Origin of the sequence: Aerosakkonema funiforme FACHB-1375 (assembly GCF_014696265.1) — a bacterium.
GTDB classification, from domain to species: domain Bacteria; phylum Cyanobacteriota; class Cyanobacteriia; order Cyanobacteriales; family Aerosakkonemataceae; genus Aerosakkonema; species Aerosakkonema funiforme_A.
The window spans coordinates 1-19,562 of sequence record NZ_JACJPW010000137.1; the positions used below are offsets into that span (position 1 = coordinate 1).

The window sequence follows — 19,562 nt, forward strand, 5'->3', positions numbered from 1 at the left end:
TAATTGTGCCGATGCACGATATGCCTACGGCACGCTGTGCGAAGGCACTCCTGCAAGTGCCTTAACAAAAGTTCATACAGTGTCGATTACTTTTGTCCGACTACTTATATCAAACCTTACCGTTAGTATCTATGTTTTCTATTGTTGCTGGGCTTTCTAAAGGTGATGCAGCTACTATTCGGACATGGAGATCGACTATTATTTGATTTTTATCAACAGTTATATTAGCTTTTTTTACTAAGAATTTTCCTGCTAAATAATCGCCGGATTCACCTTCATCAGACAACGGAGTTTTATATCCTGCTTCCTCAAGCCATTCGTAAATATTTCTCCAGTTCTCTATCTTTTCATCACTTTTACCTACAAAGGCACGGGAATATGAAGCCAAAGTCAACAAAGCGATCGCAGAAATTAACCTTGCCAAAGATTATTCGCAACAAGTAAAACGACGGATTACCGAGTTGAAGGGTGTCTTTGAATCTGTTAATACTCGTGCTGTTTTAGGTCTTAGACAGCTTGAATCTCAACCTTTTGATTCAAAAAGGGATGCCGAAAAGTTTCAAGAGGTAGGACTTCTGATGAAGGGACTTGTAGAAATTTTGAAAACCCCTGTGTTAAACAGTCAAGGTAAACTGAACTTTGGCACTGTAACTCTGTTAGAGAAATATCGTATTTTACCAAGTAAATAAATATGACAGCCAAAAAAGTTCCTGTAGAAGTGGTTGCACATGGCGTTGTAAAAGGTGCTGCTGTATTCACCAATCCGGCTGAATGCTTGCGCGATATTGTTCTAGCCTACACCGAGTACAAAATAGTTGCAGAGCAAGAGCAAACTAAGCGGCGTGGAATTGAAGCCCGGGAAAAAGCAATAATCGCTCAAATTAACGCTCAACGTGAAGCTCTAATAAAGTATCTCAATCGCTCGTTTGATGAACGTGCCGAAAACTTCCGTTTTCTGTTTGAAAAAGTGGATCGAGCAATAGCAGACGGTAATAACAACCAGTTAACTTTAGCCCTGAATTCAATCACAGAAATAGCGAAGTCTAGCCCATTCAAAGACCTCGCTGATTTGTCATCAGTCAGAGCCGCCCTTGACGATCCAGACCATCAATGGGAGTTTTAATCTGCCATTCTGCAAGCGATCTCCCTTAAGACCCTAGTGCAATATAGGAGCAAAATAAACCCGGTTTCTTAGAGAAACCGGGTTTCTGAATTCAGCGCGATCGCACCTACCCCAATGTCAGCAGCCCTGCCGGAAAATCAGCCATAAGTCGCTTTTTTTCCAGCCAATGTACACCTAACAGAATGTTTGGAAGTTGCTCTCCACCTAAAACTGGAATTATTAACTCTTCTCCATCGAAAATCACAGTTCCCGCATATAGATTGAACCACGCATCGCCACGGGCAGTCTCCATTTCTTCTTGCTGGTGGGCAAAAATTCACCCCAAACTCTCTGCATCTTGGTTATCAATTGCTAGCCAGCCTGTAAAACCTGTATCTAGAAGTGCCTTGACTGTAATAACATCACCATCAGCAGCAATCAAACCAATTTCAAAGATTAACTCTCCTTTCCTATTGAATTCGCCTGAAATCATATTCTACCGCAGGCTCCAGTCTCGTTAATTCTCATCATCACACGCCTAGTACGATCGAAACCGTTTAAAACTTGTTGTTTTTTTTATTGTAAATCAATTCGACAAGAATACGATCGCATCCGTTAGCATCTGCTGAAACCAGGAGCGATTCCTCGTATTCCGCACCCAGACAGAAACCCGGTTTTTTTAAAAAACCGGGTTTCTAAAATCAAAGCGATCGCCTATTTTTACATCTAGGTAAATTAAATATCTACTAACAATAACTGCCACAAATGTCTTGCAGCTTCTGTCTTTTGTTCGTGTCATTATTAAAAGTGATGTAATAACTGCTATGTCCTTAATTACGCCAGTTTTATACCATAGGACTTACGCAGTGACGCTAAATATACTGAGATGGTGCGTTACACTGGCGTTAACACACCCTACCTAAGAGGCTTTGCGTAACTCCTGTACGAGTTTGTGCAAGCGTGACATACAGAACTTCCAGTTAAACTTGAAGTTCTGAGAGTTTCCCTCGCTTAAAGTTATGTATGCCAAGGAGTTACAGGAACGGAGAGGGAGGGATTCGAACCCTCGTTGAGGTTGCCCCCAAACAGCATTTCCAGTGCTGCGCCTTCAACCACTCGGCCACCTCTCCAGGGATGTGCTTTGAAATGTCTTTTGCAGGATTTCTCGCACGGACTCTTATTATAGAGTATGTTGCTCGAAAATTGCAAATGTCTCGATCGCACAAAATTCGCATCCACTATCGCCAGAAAGGAACGCATTATACCATAGAAGTACCGGAAGATCGGTACATCTTACACAGTGGCGAGAATCAAGGCGTCGATCTGCCTTTCTCTTGCCGCAACGGTGCCTGTACCACCTGCGCGGTGCGGGTGCTTTCCGGGGAGATTTATCAGCCAGAGGCGATGGGACTGTCCCAGGAACTCCGCCAGCGGGGGTATGCCCTGTTGTGTGTCAGCTATCCTCGATCCGACTTAGAGGTAGAGACTCAGGATGAAGATGAAGTTTACGAACTGCAATTCGGTCGCTATTTTGGAAAAGGGAAAGTAAAGGCGGGACTGCCTCTCGATGAAGACTGATAGAAGCCAAAAAAGCAGGATTTTCGCTTTTTTCTTTTGCTTATTATTTCTCCTGACAAGTTGCCAGTCCGCAACGACACCCCAAGGAGAGGTAGTTAAGGTTGTGCGAGTGGTGAGCGGACAAACATTGGAAACGATCGATTCGGAAAAGCAACCGCCTTTGATTCAGCAAATCCGCCTGATTGGTATTGAAGCGCCGGACTTGCGGCAACGTCCTTGGGGTACGGCGGCGAAAGAACGCTTGGAAGAATTGATCGGCTCTAAACCGGTTGTGTTGGAATCTGACATCGAAACTAAAGACCAGTACGATCGCGAACTGGCCTATTTGTGGCAAGATGGAGTGCTGTTAAACGAACGGTTACTGGCAGAGGGATATGGACTTTTTGTGTCGCGATCGCTCAACAACAAGTATGATGAACGTCTAGAGAGCGCCCAAGAATTTGCCAGAGTCATGGGTTTGGGTATTTGGAACCCAGAAAAACCGATGCGCCTAACCCCGGCTGAGTTTCGCAATCAATATAGATGATGGAAAATGGAGAATGGTGCATGGGGCATGGGACATCGGAAAATAGAAAAATGTGAAAAATTTCTCATACCCGATCCCCTTTGACCTTTAACATTTTAGCAATGCCCAATTCTCCATTCCCAAGTCCCCATTTTCAATTTCCCATTCGCATAAATTAAAGATGAATCATACCCCCGAAAAACTGCAAACGTTCCTGGAGATTGCCACTGAAGCAGCTTTGGCTGCCGGTGCAGTTTTACAATCTTATTTGGGCACACTAGAAACGGTGGAAGAAAAAGGGCGTCCGGGGGATTTGTTAACGGCAGCAGATAAAGCCGCTGAAGCTACAATCCTAGAAATTTTAGATCGTCATTTTCCCAACCACTCAATTTTGGCAGAAGAATCCGGGCGACTGGGAAAAAACAAAAGTGAATACCTCTGGGCGATCGATCCGCTAGACGGTACTACCAACTTCGCTCACCAGTACCCATTTTTCGCCACCTCAATTGCATTGTTGATTGACGGAGTTCCCCAGGTGGGCGTTATTTACGATCCCTTTCACAACGAACTGTTTCGCGCAGCTAAAGGTTTGGGTGCAACGCGCAACCGGAGGCCCATCCGAGTTTCGCAAACATCGGAGTTGAGCAAGAGTCTGTTAGTGACGGGATTTGCTTACGATCGTCGCGAGACGGCTGACAACAACTACGCCGAGTTTTGCCACCTTACTCATCTTACCCAAGGCGTTCGGCGCAGCGGCTCGGCATCCCTGGATCTAGCTCATGTAGCTTGCGGACGCCTTGATGGATACTGGGAAAGAGGACTTTCTCCTTGGGATATGGCCGCAGGAGTGGTAATCGTCCAGGAAGCCGGTGGCAATGTTACCGCCTACGATGGCAGTTCGTTGCAAATTGATTCAGGCCGGATTTTGGCTACTAACGGTTATATTCATCACAACCTTAGTACCGAACTTATGCAGGTACGTCCTTTATCTGCCTGGAATAATGCCGTACATTCACGCTAGCGCATTAATAGAGGTGGCGAAGTACACTAGATTTAATCGCTTCATAAGTCGGAAACTACACTATGGCTCTTAATATTGAACGGGGACTATTCAAGTTTGATTTCACAGATCACCACGCAGTTTTAGGGGTACCTTTGGATGCAACGGCCAACGACGTTCGCAAACGGTATCTCAAAATTTCCCGTCGCTTGCATCCTGATAGCTGCATTGCGGAAAGCGAAGCAGTAAAACATCAGGCAAGTCAGTTCTTTGCCAAAATGGTGAATCCAGCCTACGAACAACTGTTTAGCGAGCAAAGTCGAGCCGAACATAATGCACTTTTAAGTCGCATGGGAAAACGCCTTGTTCAAGAACAAAATCAAATCGAAGTTCGTAGCGAAATAGCTAAGAAGTTAAGTAAGTCAGGTAACTTTGAGCAAGAGTACAAAACTGTACTGCAAAACTTGAGCGAAAAGCAATATGAATCCCTCGATAAAGTTCTAGAACAAACTGCTGAAATTAGCGAAATAAATTTGATTTATTTGTTGCGAAAAGCCAGTCAAGGTCAACCTGTTAACAAAGTCGCACAGGCAGTGCCGAAGCCGCAAACCGCAACAGCAGCAAGTGGAGGAACGACCAAACCACCGGCACAAGGAACGGCCTCGGTGGCTGAGAAAAAAGTAGATAAGCAGGAAACATCTCCTACCGAGACATACTGCCGTCGCGCACTAGAATATATCGAAAAGAATTACCCTGCTAGAGCGGTTTTGGAAATGAAGGACGCGCTTAAAATGGAGCCAAATAACAGTCGCTGTCATGCCATACTGGCAATGGCTTATTGGAAGCAAGACCAGATGACTATGGCTAAGGTTCATATGAATCAAGCTTTGAAGTTTAATCCTCAAGAACCAACTGCTTTGGAAGTCAAAAAACTGATGGAAAAACTGGCAGAAAAATCTGCTGCCGCTACCGCCTCTGCGAAGAAGAAGGAGGCGGAAAAATCCAGTGGCGGTTTATTTGGTTTATTTGGCAAGAAAACTGACAAAAACGAAAAGAAAAAGTAATAATGCTGCATCAATCACCCCCCTCACCCCCCTCCTTCCCCCCAAAAAGGGGGGATAGCAAAGGCGGAACTTTTGTTCGCTCAGATGATAAAGGACTGAATTTTTATGCCCCAGGGGCGAGAGATTTATTGCCCCTGGATGTGGCGCAAAAACGTTGGATTGAAGAACGTTTGCAGCAGGTATATCATCGAGCGGGTTATCACCGGATTATTACCTCCACGATCGAGCGTTTGGATACACTGATGGCTGGGGGAGCGATCGACAGATCGACGGTGCTGCAACTGCAAAACATTGAAGAAGAAGGACTGGGGTTGCGTCCAGAACTAACGGCTAGTATCGCACGGACTGCTGTTACTCGCATGGCTGGCGTCACCTATCCCCAACGCCTCTACTACAATGCCAATGTGTTTCGACGATCGCACGATAGCAGCCACAACAATCAGCAGGAATTTTATCAAGCTGGGGTAGAATTGATCGGTGGCGGCGGGTTGCTTGCGGATGCAGAAATCTTGCTCTTGCTGACAGAATGTTTGCAGACTCTGGGTTTGCATAACTGGTATTTGATTTTGGGAGAAGCAGAACTGACGCGAAGTTTGCTCTCTGCTTTTCCCAGTGCTTTGCAAGATAAGGTGCGGTTTGCGATCGCTCATCTGGATCGCGTTACCTTAGAAACGCTACCGCTTTCCGACGAACTGCGCCAACGCGCTCTGATATTGTTGGATTTGCGCGGACGCCCAAATGATGTGCTACAAAAAGTTGCCAATCTAGAACTAGCGCCGCCTCAACAAGAAGCTCTCAACAATCTTAAATCTCTGATAGAATTACTCGAACAAGGTTTTCCAAAGCTAGCCGATGGATCGTCGCTCGCCTCAAAATTAATTCTCGACCTCAGCTTAATTCAAACCTTCGATTACTACACCGGCATAGTATTTGAAGCAGTCGGCGAAACGGAAACTGACAAGCGCGTTCTGGGACAGGGAGGTCGCTACGATCGATTGCTCAGTCTCTATCACCCTCAAGGAGACAATGTTCCCGGTATTGGATTCTGTCTCAATATCGAAGATCTGCACCAAGCCTTGCTACCTACCGCTCAGCTGCCTCACCAAACGCCCGCCAGCGACTGGTTAGTTGTTCCCGAAACTCCCCAAGCTTACCCAGCTGCGTTTGCTTACGCCCAAACTCTCAGAGATTCGGTCAATTTAGTGCGCGTGGAAATAGATTTGGGAGGACGCGATCCCGATGCGATTCGGGAATACGCCAGTCTTCGCCGTATCCGTCAAATTGCTTGGGTACAAGGGGAAGGCTCCCCAACAATTGAAACCCTATAAAAAAGCATTACAATTCGTAATGTAGGTTAGAAGGCGAGTTCTGTTCGGGCTCGTCTGCCGAATTTTGAGAGAGAGAACACTGTGCCTCACACGATCGTTACTGATATTTGCGAAGGCGTCGCCGACTGCGTTTCCGCTTGTCCCGTTGCTTGCATTCACGAAGGCCCAGGCAAAAATGTCAAAGGTACTGATTGGTACTGGATTGATTTTGCCACCTGCATTGACTGCGGTATTTGTCTACAGGTATGTCCTGTAGAAGATGCGATAGTCGCTGAAGAGCGTCCGGATTTGCAAAAAACGCCTTCTTAAAAGTCAAAAGTCAAACGTCAAACGTCAAACGTCAAACGTCGAAAGTCAAAAGTCGAAAGTCAAAAGTCAAAAGTCAAAAGTCAAAAGTCAAAAGTCAAAAGTCAAAAGTCAAAAGTCAAAAGTCAAAAGTCAAAAGTCAAAAGTCAAAGTCAAAAGTCAAAAGTCAAAAGTCAAAGTCAAAAGTCAAAAGTCAAAAGTCAAAAGTCAAAATTTACTCCTCCCTAATCCCTAGTCCCTAGCCCCTAACCCCTAACCCCTAACCCCTAGCCCCTTCTTCCCAATGACCAATGACCCCATATTATTAGTTGAAGATGTTTACGCAGGATATGTTAAAGATTTGGATATCCTGCAAGGCGTCAATTTCAAAATTTATCCCGCTGAATTGGTGGCGGTAATTGGCCCCAACGGGGCGGGAAAATCAACGCTGGCTAAAACTATTTTTGGTCTGCTGAATCCTCACCGAGGCAAAATTACTTTTAAGGGCGAAAGTATTGGTGGGTTAAAATCCGATCGCATCGTGCAGCGGGGAATGTGCTACGTGCCCCAAATTGCCAATGTTTTTCCTTCTCTGACCGTGGAAGAGAATCTGGAAATGGGTGCTTTTATCCGCAACGTGCGTTTGCAACCTCTCAAGGAGAGGATTTTTGCGACTTTTCCCGTTTTAGCAAAACGCCGTCGTCAACGCGCTGGTACTCTCTCTGGGGGAGAACGCCAGATGCTGGCGATGGGAAAGGCTTTGATGTTGGAACCCAGTCTGTTACTGTTGGATGAACCTTCTGCTGCTTTGTCTCCTATTCTGGTCAATAACGTTTTTGAACAAATTAAGCAGATTAATCAGGACGGCACTGCTATTGTGTTGGTGGAGCAGAATGCTCGCAAAGCTCTGGAAATGTCCCATCGCGGTTATGTTTTGGAGGCAGGGCGCGATCGCTTTACCGGCCCTGGTATAGAATTACTGAATGACCCCAAGGTGGGTGAACTCTATTTGGGAGCCACCTCTACTCATTAAGTTAATTAACAATTGCTTTGCCACGATTTGATTTTATGGTATTATTTTATAATGGAAATCTGTACAATTTTATTTTTTAAGCAAATATTCCCATTTTAAAGAAGATAATATGATTAAAATAATATCGCTCAGTAGCTCAAAAGTCAAGCTATATTTTGTAATTTTTTTTAAAGCGCAAAGGAAAGGAGAAAAAATCGTAAGTTAGGATTCGGTTGTTGGTGAATTATAATGTAAGGAAGCGTTATTTTGTTGGCGATATGACAGATTTTAAAGAACTACCGGAATGGGAAAAAGCGCATAGTCTGACTGTGGCAGTTTACGAGATTACCGATAAGTTTCCGGAACGGGAATTGCAGGGTATAACGCAACAGATTCGTTTGGCAAGCGCTGCTGTGCCCATCAAAATCGCGCAGGGATGTGTTAAATATGAAAGAGAAGAACAAATCAAGTTGTTTGAATTAGCGATAGATGCAGCTATTGAGTTAGAATACTATCTGCTACTAAGCTATGAATTAGATTTCCTAAATATCGCAGATTACGATCGTCTGGTCAGCAGTGTAGTGGAAGTAAAAGAAAAGCTGGAATCTTTAATCGAAAGGATGAAAACCAACTCCTAATAACCTCACTCACCCAATTGCTGTAATTTGTGACAATCGAACTCGAACCTCACCATCTGCAAGCCATTCGCACTCACGCCGAAAGCACGTATCCAGAAGAGTGTTGCGGTATAATATTGGGACATTTGAGGGACGATCGCAAAACAGTAGTAGAAGTCAGACCTACCGAAAATGCCTGGAATGAAGAAGCGGCGCAATTTCCGATGCGTGTAGGAGATGGGAGTAAGAAGCGAAACTATGCGATCGCTCCCCAGGATATGCTAAAAGCACAACGAGAAGCACGCGATCGCTCTCTTAATATTATTGGCATATATCACTCGCACCCAGATCATCCGGCAATACCTTCGGAAATGGATCGGGCGATCGCATGGTCGGTGTATTCTTATCTCATTGTCTCAGTACCGCAAGGCAAAGCTGGAGAACTGCTAAGCTGGTGTCTGGACGATAACCGCCAGTTTCAGCCAGAGGAAATTATCGCCCAGAGATAATTAAACAAATTGTAAAAAACCGCGAAGACGGGAAAGACACAAAGGATACTGTTTAAGGATACCATATAAGATCCGCTCTTCCCTATCAGATTGCCATGCTCAATCCCAACCTGGATGAAATCCAGCTTTCTAAAGACGAATACGAAAGATATTCCCGCCACCTAATTTTGCCAGAAGTAGGACTGGAAGGGCAAAAACGCCTCAAAGCCGCCAGCGTCCTCTGCATCGGTACGGGTGGACTGGGTTCTCCGTTGCTGCTGTACCTCGCAGCTGCTGGAATTGGACGCCTCGGTATAGTCGATTTCGATGTCGTCGATAATTCCAACTTGCAACGCCAAGTTATCCACGGTACGTCTTGGGTGGGTAAACCCAAAATTCAATCTGCCAAAAATCGGATTTTGGAAATTAATCCCGCTTGTCAAGTTGACTTATACGAAACGCGGATCAGTTCGGAAAATGCGATCGACATCATGAAACCTTACGATATCGTGGTGGATGGCACAGATAACTTCCCCACGCGATATCTGGTCAACGATGCTTGCGTGTTGCTGGACAAACCGAACGTTTACGGTTCCATTTTCCGATTTGAAGGACAAGCTACCGTCTTTAATTACGAAGGTGGGCCAAATTACCGCGACTTGTACCCAGAACCCCCACCGCCAGGGATGGTTCCTTCTTGCGCTGAAGGTGGCGTTTTGGGTATTTTGCCGGGAATTATCGGTGTTATCCAAGCAACGGAAACCGTCAAAATTATCATAGGAAAAGGTACAACCCTCAGCGGTAGGTTGTTGCTGTTCAACGCGCTGGAAATGAAGTTTCGCGAGTTGAAGTTGCGACCGAATCCAGTGCGCCCGGTAATTGAAAAGTTGATAGACTACGAACAATTCTGCGGTATTCCCCAAGCAAAGGCAGAGGAGGCAAAACGGCAGATGGAAATTCAAGAAATGACCGTAAAAGAATTGAAGCAGCTCATCGATAGCGGTGCAAATGATTTTGTGCTGCTTGATGTTCGCAATCCCAATGAGTACGAAATTGCCAGGATTCCCGGTTCTGTTTTAGTGCCTTTACCGGACATCGAACGGGGAGAAGGTGTGGAAAAAGTGAAAGAATTGCTCAACGGTCATCGCTTGATCGCACATTGTAAAATGGGCGGTCGTTCTGCCAAAGCGTTGGGTATTCTGAAGGAAGCCGGAATTGTGGGTACAAATGTGAAAGGCGGCATCACTGCTTGGAGTCGGGAAGTCGATTCTTCTGTTCCGGAATACTAAGAGTAGCGGGACTTAGGCAGGATTACGCTAGAAACCCGGTTTCTTCGCGGATTATAGAAACCGGGTTTCTTTTGTTCGGTTGCATAGGTGGTAAATGATTGATACGAAATATTATCTGTGGGAATCAAGGGTTAAATTTTTACCGCAGATGTAGGCAGATAAACGCAGATAAACGCAGATAAGAAGGCGATTTTTTTGTGCGATTGATGCTACTGGATATGAGATTGGGGTTCGTCACTGCTAAACTGACGATAAAGCTTAAGAAAAATAGGCGATTCATTGATATTTTTGTATAAGTTTGCATACTTGAATGATAACTAACCCAAAAATGGGATAATAAGATGGATGCCTCTAGAAATCAGCCAAATGTGTTGTGGTTGCAAGTCTGGGGTTTGGCAGGGGTACAGGGAGCAATTACCCTTACCTGGCTAATTTATAATCTGTATTTGCCGCAGTTGTTGGTGCAATTTGGCTTTGCGAAAGAGTTAGCGGCTGGGTTGCTAATTATTGAAAATGCGTTGGCGATCGCAATGGAACCTCTGATGGGAGGAATATCCGATCGCATCAAACACTCGTTAGGCAGTCGCTTTCCGTTGATATCGGTTGGCGTTATCCTATCATCGGCGTTGTTTATCGCTATCCCGGCAGTTGTCGTTTTCCGCAATTTATTCGATGGGATACGCTGGGTATTGTTGCTGCTGATGGTAGGCTGGGCTTTGGCGATGGCGGTGTTTCGTTCTCCGGCGATATCGTTGCTGGGAAAATACGCCAGACCGGCTGAGTTACCTTTGGCAGCTAGTTTGTTAACTTTAGCTGCGGGAATCATTGGCGCATTCAAACCAATTGCCAATCAATTTGTTCTGGGTATGGGGCCAATTTTTAGTTTTGCGATCGGCACTTTTGTTCTGCTGGGTGCAGCTGCAATATTGCGTCGTTTCGATCCACCAGAAATACCACAACAGGACAACACTCTCCCTGTCGTCCCCTCTCCCAGTCTCTCCCTCTTATCCCCACTGCTATTAATTTTGGGAACTGGTGCGGGTGTGGCTTGGGGTTCGCGTTTCTTGATGGACGCTATGCCCAAAATGCTGAAAAATCAATGGCAAAATGCTGATATTCCTTGGCTGATGTTTGCTATCTCTCTTTTTCTCGCTTTTGCTGCTCTTCCCGCTGGCGCGTTGGCGGTGAAACTGGGCAACCAACGCGCTATGTTAATTGGCATTGGCGCTACGATACCGTTGTTGCTGCTGATGGTTTTGATTCCCAATTGGTTTATTGTGGCGGTAACAATACTGGGAGCTTTAGCATTTTTTGCTTTAATTGTCAATGGAGTTGTACCTTTTGCTTTGTCGCTTGTACCAACAGAGCGATCGGGATTGGGAGTGGGATTCTATTTTGGCGGAATCGGACTCGGATCGAGTTTGTTTGGGATATTATTCCCGCAACTGGCAAGTATGACAGCCGTAGCGAGTGGGATTTGGGGTGCGATCGCATTCCTCGTGGCAGCCATTTGCATTGCCGCTAGCGGTAAGCTGCGATCGGTACCCGAAGCCGTAGAAGCCTAACTTGCCAAACTGAATATTAAGTTTTTATAAATGTTAGTTTTTGCAGACAAAGTGGGAATGTTAATAGTAGGGGAGAGAAGAAACAGTTTTGTTACTTCTTTCCCCCAGGAATTTTAAGTTGTGCGGTTGCTTCTGCCAGTGTCGCTCTTTCCGATTGGCAGAAGTCACGCGATGCAAGGATTTTGGATTTTGGATTTTGGATTTGCTGGGCTTTGAAATTTTCTTATTTCTTTTATAGTCGGTCGAACTCACGTTTTGTTAATAGGAATTTCAACGGTAAATTCTGCTCCTTTTCCTAATTTTGAGTGACAATATAAATTACCACCGTGTTTATCGACCACAATCTGGTGACAGATAAACAATCCCAGTCCCGTACCTTGTCCTACCTGTTTGGTAGTAAAGAAAGGGTCAAATAATTTTGATTGTAAGTCTTCAGGAATTCCCCAGCCATTATCTGATATTTTGATTAATATTCGCTCGCTGTTCAGAACTTGAGTATGAATTTTAATTTGTGGTGTATTGCCAATAAATTGGGTAGACACGGAATCAATAGCATTATTTAGAAGATTCATAAATACCTGATTGAGTTGCCCGGAATAACACTCAATTAGCGGTAGTTGACCGTAATCTTTGAGCGTGACAATTTCTGGATGTTCTAATGTCGCTTTTAAACGATTTTGAAGAAGCATCAGGGTATTGTCGATACCTTGATGAATATCCACTCGTTTGAATTCCGCCTCATCGTGACGGGAGAAATTCCGCAGAGACATAACTATTTCCTGAATGCGATCGGTCCCTATCCGCATCGAATTCAGCAGTTTGAGTACGTCTTCTTGCAGGAAATCTAGGTTAATAGCCTCGATTTGTGCTTTTATTTCTGTTGGGGGATCGGGAAAGTGTTGCTGATAGAGTTTTACTAAATGCAGTAAATCTTGGAAATATTCAGTAGCAGGACTGAGATTACCGTGAATAAAATTAACGGGATTGTTAATTTCATGTGCCACACCTGCAACTAAATTCCCCAGAGAAGACATTTTTTCACTCTGGATGAGTTGGGCTTGGGTACGTTTTAGTTCGCTCAAAGTAAGTTCTAAATTTTGAGCTTGTTGTTGTAATTCAAATTCGGCTTGTTTCCGGGCGGTGATATCGCGGATGGTAATAGCAAAACCATCATCCAGCTTTACCGCTATAAAATGAAACCAGGAAGACTGTCCTGATTCATAATAAAAATCTCCTTCGGAAGGTTCACCTGTTTCGACAATATTAACGAAGTGAGAAAATAGTTCTGGCTGAACCTGGCTGAGGATTTGTTTTAGTGTCAACTTACCGATCGCATCTTCACAGTTACAGTTAAAAGCTCTCGCAATCACGGGGTTTACGACTAAGCAGCGAAAATCCTCAATGTTCCCCGTCTCTGGGTCGCGAACAGCTTGCATTGCCGCAATCCCATCCAGCGAACTATTCAAAATGCCAGCAAGTAAAGCCCTCGATCGATCGAGTACCTTTTCTGTTTCTCTGCGGATAGTAATTTCTTTTTCTAGAATTCGTTGCTGACGTTTAATGATTAATTGATTTTCCAGCCTTGCTACTACTTCTTCAATTTGAAAGGGTTTAGTTATATAATCTACACCTCCTGAATCAAAGGCAGTTACTTTATCGAAAACATCATATAAAGCACTAATAAAAATAACTGGTATATGGCGTAACTTATCATCGGCTTTGAGAGCTTTACAAACTTCATAACCATCCATTTCTGGCATTTTGATATCTAAAAGTATCGCATCCGGTATCTTCACTCTTACAGTTTTTAGTGCCATCCTTCCACTGGTGACGCTGCGAACAGTGTAGCCAAGTTTGAGTAGTGCCTCGCTTAGTAATTGCAAGTTTTCCAGAATGTCGTCTACAATTAGAATATTACCTTTATTTTCACTTTCTAAATTAAGATTCATTGCTTATTAGGGGTTCAATTAAATCAATCAATTGCTCGAATTGAAATTTACGCACGAGTTGGGTGAGAAATTGGCTCAAACGAGTTTCTGTCGGGGTGATTTCTGCTATTAATTGTAAAGAAAGGTTTGTATTAGCTTCAAGAGCAGCATCATATAATTTATTAATCCATTCTTTAGGCATACAGGTTAGATGTTGGGATGTTAAGGTATTTTCCGATAAATCTTCTAATTTAAGCGGTTGTGTTTCTGCATAGATATATTGCACTCCTAAATGCTTGGATAACGTGTCGAAAATGGTGTGTTCAACGAAAGGTTTGCGGAGGAAGTCATCACACCCCGCCGAAAGTACGATCGCTTTTTCTTCTTCTAACACGCTGGCTGTGAGGGCAATTATCGCTGTAGCATTACCTTTGATGGTAGATTTAATATATTTTGTCGCTTCATAACCGTCCATTACGGGCATTCTCATATCCATCCAGATGAGGTGAGGCTCCCATTCATTCCAAATAGCGATCGCTTCTTTCCCGTTACTTGCTTCTTTCACCTCAAATCCCAAAGGATCGAGCAACTTAATTAGTAATTGTCTATTAATCGGTTTATCATCTACTGCGAGGATTTTGTAGGTAGGTTGACCGGGTGCAAGTCCTAGCACTCTCGGACGTTCTTCTATACTCTTGCTGACTGTTGCTTGCCCCAATTTTACCTGAATATAGAATTGGAAAGTTGTACCTTTTCCTAATTCACTTTCTACCGAAATATCCCCTCCCATCAGTTGCACAAATTTGCGACTGATAGCTAAACCTAATCCCGTTCCTTCCTGCATTTCTTTGCCAGCTTGCGCTTGGGTAAAGGCATCAAAGAGTTTTGGTATTTCGGCAGGTGCAATACCTATGCCAGTGTCGCGCACCCGAAAATGGAGATTGAAAACATCGGTTGTTTCTCGGTCTCCTTGAAAAATATAGAGAGTAATTTGACCTGCCGAGGTAAATTTGATCGCATTGCTGATTAAATTAATTAAAACCTGACGCAGTTTTACTTCATCGGTACAGATATAGCGAGGGACATTTTCTGTCCTATGAAAGACTAAATTTAAGCCAGCATTAGTTGCCCGCAGATGCAGCATATCTTCTAAATCATCGAGTAGGCTATGTAAGTCAAAATCTTTAGGATTGAGAGTGATTTTGCCTGCTTCGATTTTGGATAAATCGAGAATATTATTAATAATTGTCAGCAAGTAATCGCCACTACGATAAATTATGCCGGCATTTTCATAATGTTCGGCTGGGAGATTTTTTGCTCGCAACATTAACTGGGAAAAACCTAGAACAGCATTCAGAGGCGATCGCAATTCATGGCTCATGTTGGCAATAAAGGTACTTTTGGCTTGGTTGGCTATTTCTGCTTTTTCTTTGGCAATCTCTAATTCTGCCGTGCGTTTATGTACCCGATTTTCTAAGGTTTCAAAAGAGGTTTGTAACTGACTTGCCATGTCATTAAAGGAATCTGCTAGGGTTTCTAGTTCGGAAACTCCCTCGATCTCTACTACCTGACTCAGTTCACCACTAGCGATCGCTCTACTGGCTTGACTCAATCGCTGAATTGGTGTAACAATCAAATTTGAGGTAATAATTCCTAATCCTGTGGCGATCGCTAAAGTTAAGAAACAAAGTAAAATCGTCGTATTCCTATTAGCCTGAATTTCTGCCATAAATTCAGATTCTGGGATGACCATCACCACCAACCAATCCAAACCGTATTTATCGCGGTAGGGGATAACCCTGACAAAAGGGTTTCCATCGAGAGGTGGGCGGAGTAATTGCGGTTTTGCGATCGCCTGCAAACTACCAAAACGCCGGATTAAATCCTGTGTCACGTCACGGATCGCAGGTTCGCGGCTATTCACAGCTTTCAGTCTTGTAGCTTTGCGATTGATAATAGGGGCTGGAGATTCATTTGCAGAACTAGCAACGATCAGCCCCGAACGTTCAATGATGAAGATATGACCCGATCTTCGACTATCCAATGTTTTCAGAAATCGGCTGATTTGATTGAGTTCAACATCAATACCAAGTACACCTAGCAACTTTTTCTGCGCGTCATACACAGGAGTGCTGGCGGAAGTGCTGATGTAATTCTGTAAATCTCCCCAACTGTAAATAGAACTCCAAATCGGCTTACCAGCTTTGATCGCATCTAAGTACCAAGCCGCATTATTTGTTTGGGGGTTTTTAATTGTATATTTTACCTTCAGTCGATTACCCCGATCATCTACTGAGTAAAAGCTGATTTTATTGAGATCGGATATAGGAATTTCTCCAATTTCCAACTGATTATTCTGCCCATAGCCAGCACCGATAAATTCTCCCTTAATACTGCCGTAGTTAACATAAGCAAAATTTAACGCTCTCATCTGAAGATAGAAGTATTTTCCCAGACGTTTAGAATCATTCAAGTTTAAGATTCCTGACTTAAAGGCATTCACATTTGTGCCGTTGATTTCCTGGGCTTTACCCATATAACTATTTAAATGTTGTTCAATGCGATTGCTCGTTTGCGTCATCAATTCATCAGCCAGTTTTTCAACAGCCTGCTGCCCACTTCGGTAGGAAAGATAGCCTACCAGCCCCACTGCACCGACGATTTGCAGGACAAAGGGTACAATTAAAAATAATCTCAGGGAGATTTTTCGAGATTTTTTAGATTGGTGGGAACGATCGCTAATCATGGGTTATTAAGAATTCAACTAAATCGGTAATCTGCTCAAATTGAAATTGACGCACCAGTTTTCTCAGGGATTGGATTAAAGAGTTTCTGTTTTGAAAATTTCCTATACAAGTTGTATAACGAGATTAGTACCGGCCTCAAGAGGGCGCTTCTGTACATAGTGTGATAAGTAAAGCTAATTGCTTATCCTAATCCTTGCTGCCTAAGCATTTCCATTCCCCATGCCCAATGCCAATGCCCAAAAAAACTCTTTCTCAAAGCAGTAGGGATCGCCAGCAACGCGACCCTTGCCTAGATTTCAAAGTAGTTAGCAAGTAATAGCGGATTGCCTGCTGTTTATAGTGTGCCCCACCACATCTACCAATGGCATCATTAATTGACAACTAATAGCTCAAGCGAGATCGCTCTGCTCAAATACATTTGAGATCCGCATTTTTACTTATATCCTTTAAAACTGTTAGAAATTCCTAAGTGTTTACCTCTAGGAACTAGCCGAGTCCACTTCGCATCTCTACGCAATTATACTGAGATAGGCATGGGGATCAAGCTAAAACAAAAGTTCATAAACTTATTTTGCATAGAAGATCACCAATCTGTGTATGAGCCTCTGGATAGATGAGGCTACGGAAGAGGGACTTTTATAGTTAAGTATGTCGAGCTTGTCAGGAAGCGATCGGACAGCTCAACTCAGGAGGAGGATATGCTGAAACAATTAACTGAACTTGCCAATAGCTGGAAACTTACGGTTAATTCAAACCAAGGCTGGACTCGATCCAACACTTCCGCTTTAGGTACAACGGGGAGAAGGGAGTTCTGGTCAAATGCAGGGCAAACAATATACTGGCAGCCCTGTATTGAGTTTGAACCTTAACCTTTGAACGATTTTAATTTTACCGTTCAAAACCTCAAAAAGCAAGACAAATCGCTCAATTTTAAGCTTTGCGATTTTATTTGCTTCTGACGATCGCCCAAACCTGGCTCAACTAGAGTCGGCTTAGCTACTCCCGCCAGGGTTTTCAGGTAAAGGAGTACAACATGATGAAATGCTGCCACTCGGTTGAGTTGACGAACAGGCATCTAAGTTTGAAATTATACACTTTATTTTCAGCACTTTTGGATTAGCGTTGGTTTTTTTGTAAAAACCCCAACCATTTAATTAACGGATTTTAATGAAGAGGCAAGATTAAGATGAATACGCGCAGCAATACTTGTCCTTGTTGTGGAAGCACCCTACTCCGCCACATTCGCTCTCAAGGGATCTACTGGTTTTGTACCTCCTGTCACCAGGAAGTGCCATCCCTGCTTTCCATCAGGACGCTGCATTGTGATACTCTAAAACAGCAGTCGCGTCCGCTGTCGGCGGTAAGTTGATCGGTTTTGTTAGCAGCTGTACTTTACGGTCAAGAAAATTTACGCTTGGAATCTGTGCCCGATCCGATTCCCGGTGCAGGTGAAGTTGTGATTCAAGTTGCGGCGGCAACCACTTGCGGCACTGACCTGAAAGTGTGGCGTCGCGGCGGTCACGCCAGAATGCTGCGACCCCCGACTTTGTTCGGTCATGAGGCATCTGGGCGGATTGTGGCTGTTGGGGAGAATGTTTCGGGTTGGCAGGTGGGCGATCGAGTGGTGGCAAATAATTCTGCCCCTTGCATGAATTGCTTCTTTTGTCAACGTCAAGAATATTCCCTCTGCCCTAACTTAACTTGGAATAACGGCACATTTGCGGAATACTTGAAAATTCCGGCGGCGATCGTACAGCACAACCTCCTGTCCATCCCGGATGACTTGCCCGACGCCCTGGCATCGATGACAGAACCGCTGGCGTGCGTGCTGCATGGGGTAGCCCGTTCCAACGTGAAAGCGGGAGATCGCGTCGTGGTATTGGGAGATGGTGCGATCGGGTTGATGTTCGTAGCGGTTTTGGCGCATGGGGCATGGGGCAGAGAAAATTCTGCTCACCAATCCGCAATCCAAAATCCAGTTGACGTATTTTTATTTGGTGGGAACAACCAAAGGTTAGAGATTGGCAAAAAATTGGGTGCATCCCAAACTTTCAATTATCACCAAATTAGCGACATCCCAGCAGTGGTAAAAGAACTGACAGACGGATGGGGTGCGGATGTGGTGATCGAAGCAACGGGTGTGCCAGCCGTGTGGGAAAGTGCGATCGCAACTGCCCGTCCGGGTGCAACGGTTAACTTATTTGGAGGTTGTCCGCGAGATACAACCATTACAGTAAATACAGAACAACTCCACTACAGCGAACTGACTTTAAAAGGTGTATTTCACAACACGCCAACCTATGTGCGAGAGGCACTTTCCCTGCTCTCGCGTCGCATCATACCGTTTGAATTACTGATTAGCGAACATCGACCCCTGCAAGATTTAGAACAAGTGTTTCGCGATATGCGCGATCGCAAAGCGATTAAAGTAGCGATCGAACCGACAAAATCATGAAGGATGAGGCGCTAAAGATGAAATTGAAATTAATCTTTCTTTTGCCTTTTACCTTTTGCCTTTTTACTTCCAGAGTCAACGCCTTACCCGGTCAAACAACCGACCAAGTTGCCGCCTGGATTAAGGCGCACCCCACCCTGCGACCGAGTAGCGGCGAAACCTTGCTAGTACGCAAAAGCGATACCGCCGCAGTCAGATTTATATTTCAAGCTTCCGTCCTCGCACCGGGTATCGCCACTACTGGGGGAGACCCAGGAGTGATTCGCACCGAACAAATCGATTTATTCGATCTAATCAATGGCGTCACGTTCGATCGTCTCGTCGAATCTTTGCGAACAATTTACGGATTGGGTATTTATCAAGATTATCAAAGAGCGCGAGTAGTCTATGCTTACCCTAATGAAGCGACGGTGAGAGAAGCACGCAATACAGCCGCCCCATTAGAGGAAGCATTGCAAGGAGAACTGCGTTTAGGCGACAGATATGCTTACTGGATAGAAATTGCCAAACCGCGACAGGGTTTTCCCATCACCGGCAAAATTGCCATTTTGCTCAAAAGCGATTTAGACAAGTTGGAATCCGAACTTCGCAATCGATGA

Annotated in this window: 21 protein-coding genes and 1 tRNA gene; 15 read left to right on the forward strand and 7 right to left on the reverse strand. The window is 44.3% G+C overall.

Annotated elements, in window-relative coordinates; translation table 11 throughout:
- Positions 1-109: 109 nt before the first annotated feature.
- On the reverse strand, positions 110-424 hold the full coding sequence (locus H6G03_RS32605) for a hypothetical protein (RefSeq protein ID WP_190474233.1): 315 nt from the start codon (positions 422-424) through the stop codon (positions 110-112).
- Between the two features lie 267 nt (positions 425-691).
- Here H6G03_RS32605 and H6G03_RS32615 point away from each other — a divergent pair, with 267 nt between their 5' ends.
- Positions 692-1,123, forward strand: a complete 432-nt coding sequence (locus H6G03_RS32615; RefSeq protein ID WP_190474237.1) for a hypothetical protein — start codon at positions 692-694, stop codon at positions 1,121-1,123.
- Positions 1,124-1,229: 106 nt separating this feature from the next.
- Here H6G03_RS32615 and H6G03_RS39375 read toward each other — a convergent pair whose 3' ends face one another.
- The 3 genes from H6G03_RS39375 to H6G03_RS32625 form a co-directional block, all read right to left on the reverse strand.
- On the reverse strand, positions 1,230-1,415 hold the full coding sequence (locus H6G03_RS39375; protein WP_322112015.1) for a hypothetical protein: 186 nt from the start codon (positions 1,413-1,415) through the stop codon (positions 1,230-1,232).
- Between the two features lie 24 nt (positions 1,416-1,439).
- The gene (locus H6G03_RS39380; RefSeq protein ID WP_322112016.1) at positions 1,440-1,595 is read right to left on the reverse strand and encodes a hypothetical protein; all 156 of its coding nucleotides are present in this window, start codon (positions 1,593-1,595) and stop codon (positions 1,440-1,442) included.
- 550 nt (positions 1,596-2,145) lie between these two features.
- Positions 2,146-2,232: transfer RNA gene (locus H6G03_RS32625), tRNA-Ser, on the reverse strand.
- Positions 2,233-2,311: 79 nt separating this feature from the next.
- Here H6G03_RS32625 and H6G03_RS32630 point away from each other — a divergent pair.
- The 11 genes from H6G03_RS32630 (at position 2,312) to H6G03_RS32680 (ending at position 11,833) form a co-directional block, all read left to right on the forward strand.
- Entirely contained in the window at positions 2,312-2,680 is a 369-nt protein-coding gene (locus H6G03_RS32630; RefSeq protein WP_190474269.1) for a 2Fe-2S iron-sulfur cluster-binding protein, read from the forward strand.
- Positions 2,670-3,206, forward strand: coding sequence for a thermonuclease family protein (locus H6G03_RS32635; RefSeq protein WP_190474239.1), 537 nt, complete (start codon positions 2,670-2,672; stop codon positions 3,204-3,206). Before H6G03_RS32630 ends, H6G03_RS32635 begins: the two co-directional genes overlap by 11 nt.
- Positions 3,207-3,366: 160 nt before the next feature.
- Entirely contained in the window at positions 3,367-4,206 is an 840-nt protein-coding gene (locus tag H6G03_RS32640) for an inositol monophosphatase family protein (RefSeq protein WP_190474240.1), read from the forward strand.
- A 62-nt stretch (positions 4,207-4,268) separates the two neighbouring features.
- Positions 4,269-5,249, forward strand: a complete 981-nt coding sequence (locus H6G03_RS32645) for a J domain-containing protein (RefSeq protein ID WP_190474242.1) — start codon at positions 4,269-4,271, stop codon at positions 5,247-5,249.
- 2 nt (positions 5,250-5,251) lie between these two features.
- Positions 5,252-6,577: an ATP phosphoribosyltransferase regulatory subunit gene (locus tag H6G03_RS32650; RefSeq protein ID WP_190474244.1), complete on the forward strand. Its 1,326-nt coding sequence runs from the start codon at positions 5,252-5,254 to the stop codon at positions 6,575-6,577.
- Between the two features lie 81 nt (positions 6,578-6,658).
- Positions 6,659-6,886, forward strand: coding sequence for an indolepyruvate ferredoxin oxidoreductase subunit alpha (locus H6G03_RS32655; RefSeq protein WP_190474246.1), 228 nt, complete (start codon positions 6,659-6,661; stop codon positions 6,884-6,886).
- 280 nt (positions 6,887-7,166) lie between these two features.
- A complete protein-coding gene (locus H6G03_RS32660) occupies positions 7,167-7,895 on the forward strand; it encodes an ABC transporter ATP-binding protein (RefSeq protein ID WP_190474248.1) in 729 nt (242 codons plus the stop codon).
- Positions 7,896-8,152: 257 nt separating this feature from the next.
- The gene (locus tag H6G03_RS32665) at positions 8,153-8,512 is read left to right on the forward strand and encodes a four helix bundle protein (protein WP_190474250.1); all 360 of its coding nucleotides are present in this window, start codon (positions 8,153-8,155) and stop codon (positions 8,510-8,512) included.
- 29 nt (positions 8,513-8,541) lie between these two features.
- Positions 8,542-9,000 carry a Mov34/MPN/PAD-1 family protein gene (locus tag H6G03_RS32670; RefSeq protein WP_190474252.1) on the forward strand — a complete coding sequence of 153 codons (459 nt, stop codon included), beginning with the start codon at positions 8,542-8,544 and terminating at the stop codon, positions 8,998-9,000.
- A 95-nt stretch (positions 9,001-9,095) separates the two neighbouring features.
- Positions 9,096-10,268, forward strand: a complete 1,173-nt coding sequence (gene moeB / locus H6G03_RS32675; protein ID WP_190474254.1) for a molybdopterin-synthase adenylyltransferase MoeB — start codon at positions 9,096-9,098, stop codon at positions 10,266-10,268.
- Between the two features lie 341 nt (positions 10,269-10,609).
- Positions 10,610-11,833, forward strand: coding sequence for an MFS transporter (locus H6G03_RS32680; RefSeq protein WP_190474256.1), 1,224 nt, complete (start codon positions 10,610-10,612; stop codon positions 11,831-11,833).
- A gap of 248 nt (positions 11,834-12,081) precedes the next feature.
- Here the strand turns inward: H6G03_RS32680 and H6G03_RS32685 are convergent, their stop codons facing one another.
- From H6G03_RS32685 to H6G03_RS32695, 3 genes are all read right to left on the reverse strand, one after another.
- Positions 12,082-13,782, reverse strand: coding sequence for a response regulator (locus tag H6G03_RS32685; RefSeq protein ID WP_190474258.1), 1,701 nt, complete (start codon positions 13,780-13,782; stop codon positions 12,082-12,084).
- The gene (locus H6G03_RS32690) at positions 13,772-16,507 is read right to left on the reverse strand and encodes a hybrid sensor histidine kinase/response regulator (RefSeq protein WP_190474260.1); all 2,736 of its coding nucleotides are present in this window, start codon (positions 16,505-16,507) and stop codon (positions 13,772-13,774) included. Before H6G03_RS32690 ends, H6G03_RS32685 begins: the two co-directional genes overlap by 11 nt.
- Before the next feature lie 896 nt (positions 16,508-17,403).
- Complete coding sequence (locus H6G03_RS32695; RefSeq protein WP_190474262.1) at positions 17,404-17,583, reverse strand: hypothetical protein; 180 nt, start codon at positions 17,581-17,583, stop codon at positions 17,404-17,406.
- Positions 17,584-17,694: 111 nt separating this feature from the next.
- Between H6G03_RS32695 and H6G03_RS32700 the strand changes: the two genes are divergently transcribed.
- The 3 genes from H6G03_RS32700 to H6G03_RS32710 are packed head-to-tail and all read left to right on the forward strand — an operon-like array spanning position 17,695 to position 19,562.
- Positions 17,695-17,877 (forward strand): hypothetical protein, encoded by a 183-nt coding sequence (locus tag H6G03_RS32700; protein WP_190474264.1) that lies wholly within the window; start codon positions 17,695-17,697, stop codon positions 17,875-17,877.
- Between the two features lie 6 nt (positions 17,878-17,883).
- Positions 17,884-18,963: a zinc-dependent alcohol dehydrogenase gene (locus H6G03_RS32705; RefSeq protein WP_190474265.1), complete on the forward strand. Its 1,080-nt coding sequence runs from the start codon at positions 17,884-17,886 to the stop codon at positions 18,961-18,963.
- 17 nt (positions 18,964-18,980) lie between these two features.
- The gene (locus tag H6G03_RS32710) at positions 18,981-19,562 is read left to right on the forward strand and encodes a hypothetical protein (protein ID WP_199315597.1); all 582 of its coding nucleotides are present in this window, start codon (positions 18,981-18,983) and stop codon (positions 19,560-19,562) included.

Excerpts from the sequence above, each read along its gene's own strand:
- moeB (WP_190474254.1), top strand. The coding sequence starts at position 9,096 with ATGCTCAATCCCAACCTGGATGAAATCCAGCTTTCTAAAGACGAATAC.
- H6G03_RS39380 (WP_322112016.1), bottom strand. The coding sequence starts at position 1,595 with ATGATTTCAGGCGAATTCAATAGGAAAGGAGAGTTAATCTTTGAAATT.
- H6G03_RS32660 (WP_190474248.1), top strand. The coding sequence starts at position 7,167 with ATGACCAATGACCCCATATTATTAGTTGAAGATGTTTACGCAGGATAT.
- H6G03_RS32685 (WP_190474258.1), bottom strand. The coding sequence starts at position 13,782 with ATGAATCTTAATTTAGAAAGTGAAAATAAAGGTAATATTCTAATTGTA.
- H6G03_RS32680 (WP_190474256.1), top strand. The coding sequence starts at position 10,610 with ATGGATGCCTCTAGAAATCAGCCAAATGTGTTGTGGTTGCAAGTCTGG.
- H6G03_RS32695 (WP_190474262.1), bottom strand. The coding sequence starts at position 17,583 with ATGCCTGTTCGTCAACTCAACCGAGTGGCAGCATTTCATCATGTTGTA.
- H6G03_RS32710 (WP_199315597.1), top strand. The coding sequence starts at position 18,981 with ATGAAATTGAAATTAATCTTTCTTTTGCCTTTTACCTTTTGCCTTTTT.
- H6G03_RS32650 (WP_190474244.1), top strand. The coding sequence starts at position 5,252 with ATGCTGCATCAATCACCCCCCTCACCCCCCTCCTTCCCCCCAAAAAGG.
- H6G03_RS32635 (WP_190474239.1), top strand. The coding sequence starts at position 2,670 with ATGAAGACTGATAGAAGCCAAAAAAGCAGGATTTTCGCTTTTTTCTTT.
- H6G03_RS32645 (WP_190474242.1), top strand. The coding sequence starts at position 4,269 with ATGGCTCTTAATATTGAACGGGGACTATTCAAGTTTGATTTCACAGAT.
- H6G03_RS32665 (WP_190474250.1), top strand. The coding sequence starts at position 8,153 with ATGACAGATTTTAAAGAACTACCGGAATGGGAAAAAGCGCATAGTCTG.
- H6G03_RS39375 (WP_322112015.1), bottom strand. The coding sequence starts at position 1,415 with ATGGAGACTGCCCGTGGCGATGCGTGGTTCAATCTATATGCGGGAACT.
- H6G03_RS32690 (WP_190474260.1), bottom strand. The coding sequence starts at position 16,507 with ATGATTAGCGATCGTTCCCACCAATCTAAAAAATCTCGAAAAATCTCC.
- H6G03_RS32615 (WP_190474237.1), top strand. The coding sequence starts at position 692 with ATGACAGCCAAAAAAGTTCCTGTAGAAGTGGTTGCACATGGCGTTGTA.
- H6G03_RS32640 (WP_190474240.1), top strand. The coding sequence starts at position 3,367 with ATGAATCATACCCCCGAAAAACTGCAAACGTTCCTGGAGATTGCCACT.
- H6G03_RS32700 (WP_190474264.1), top strand. The coding sequence starts at position 17,695 with ATGAATACGCGCAGCAATACTTGTCCTTGTTGTGGAAGCACCCTACTC.
- H6G03_RS32630 (WP_190474269.1), top strand. The coding sequence starts at position 2,312 with ATGTCTCGATCGCACAAAATTCGCATCCACTATCGCCAGAAAGGAACG.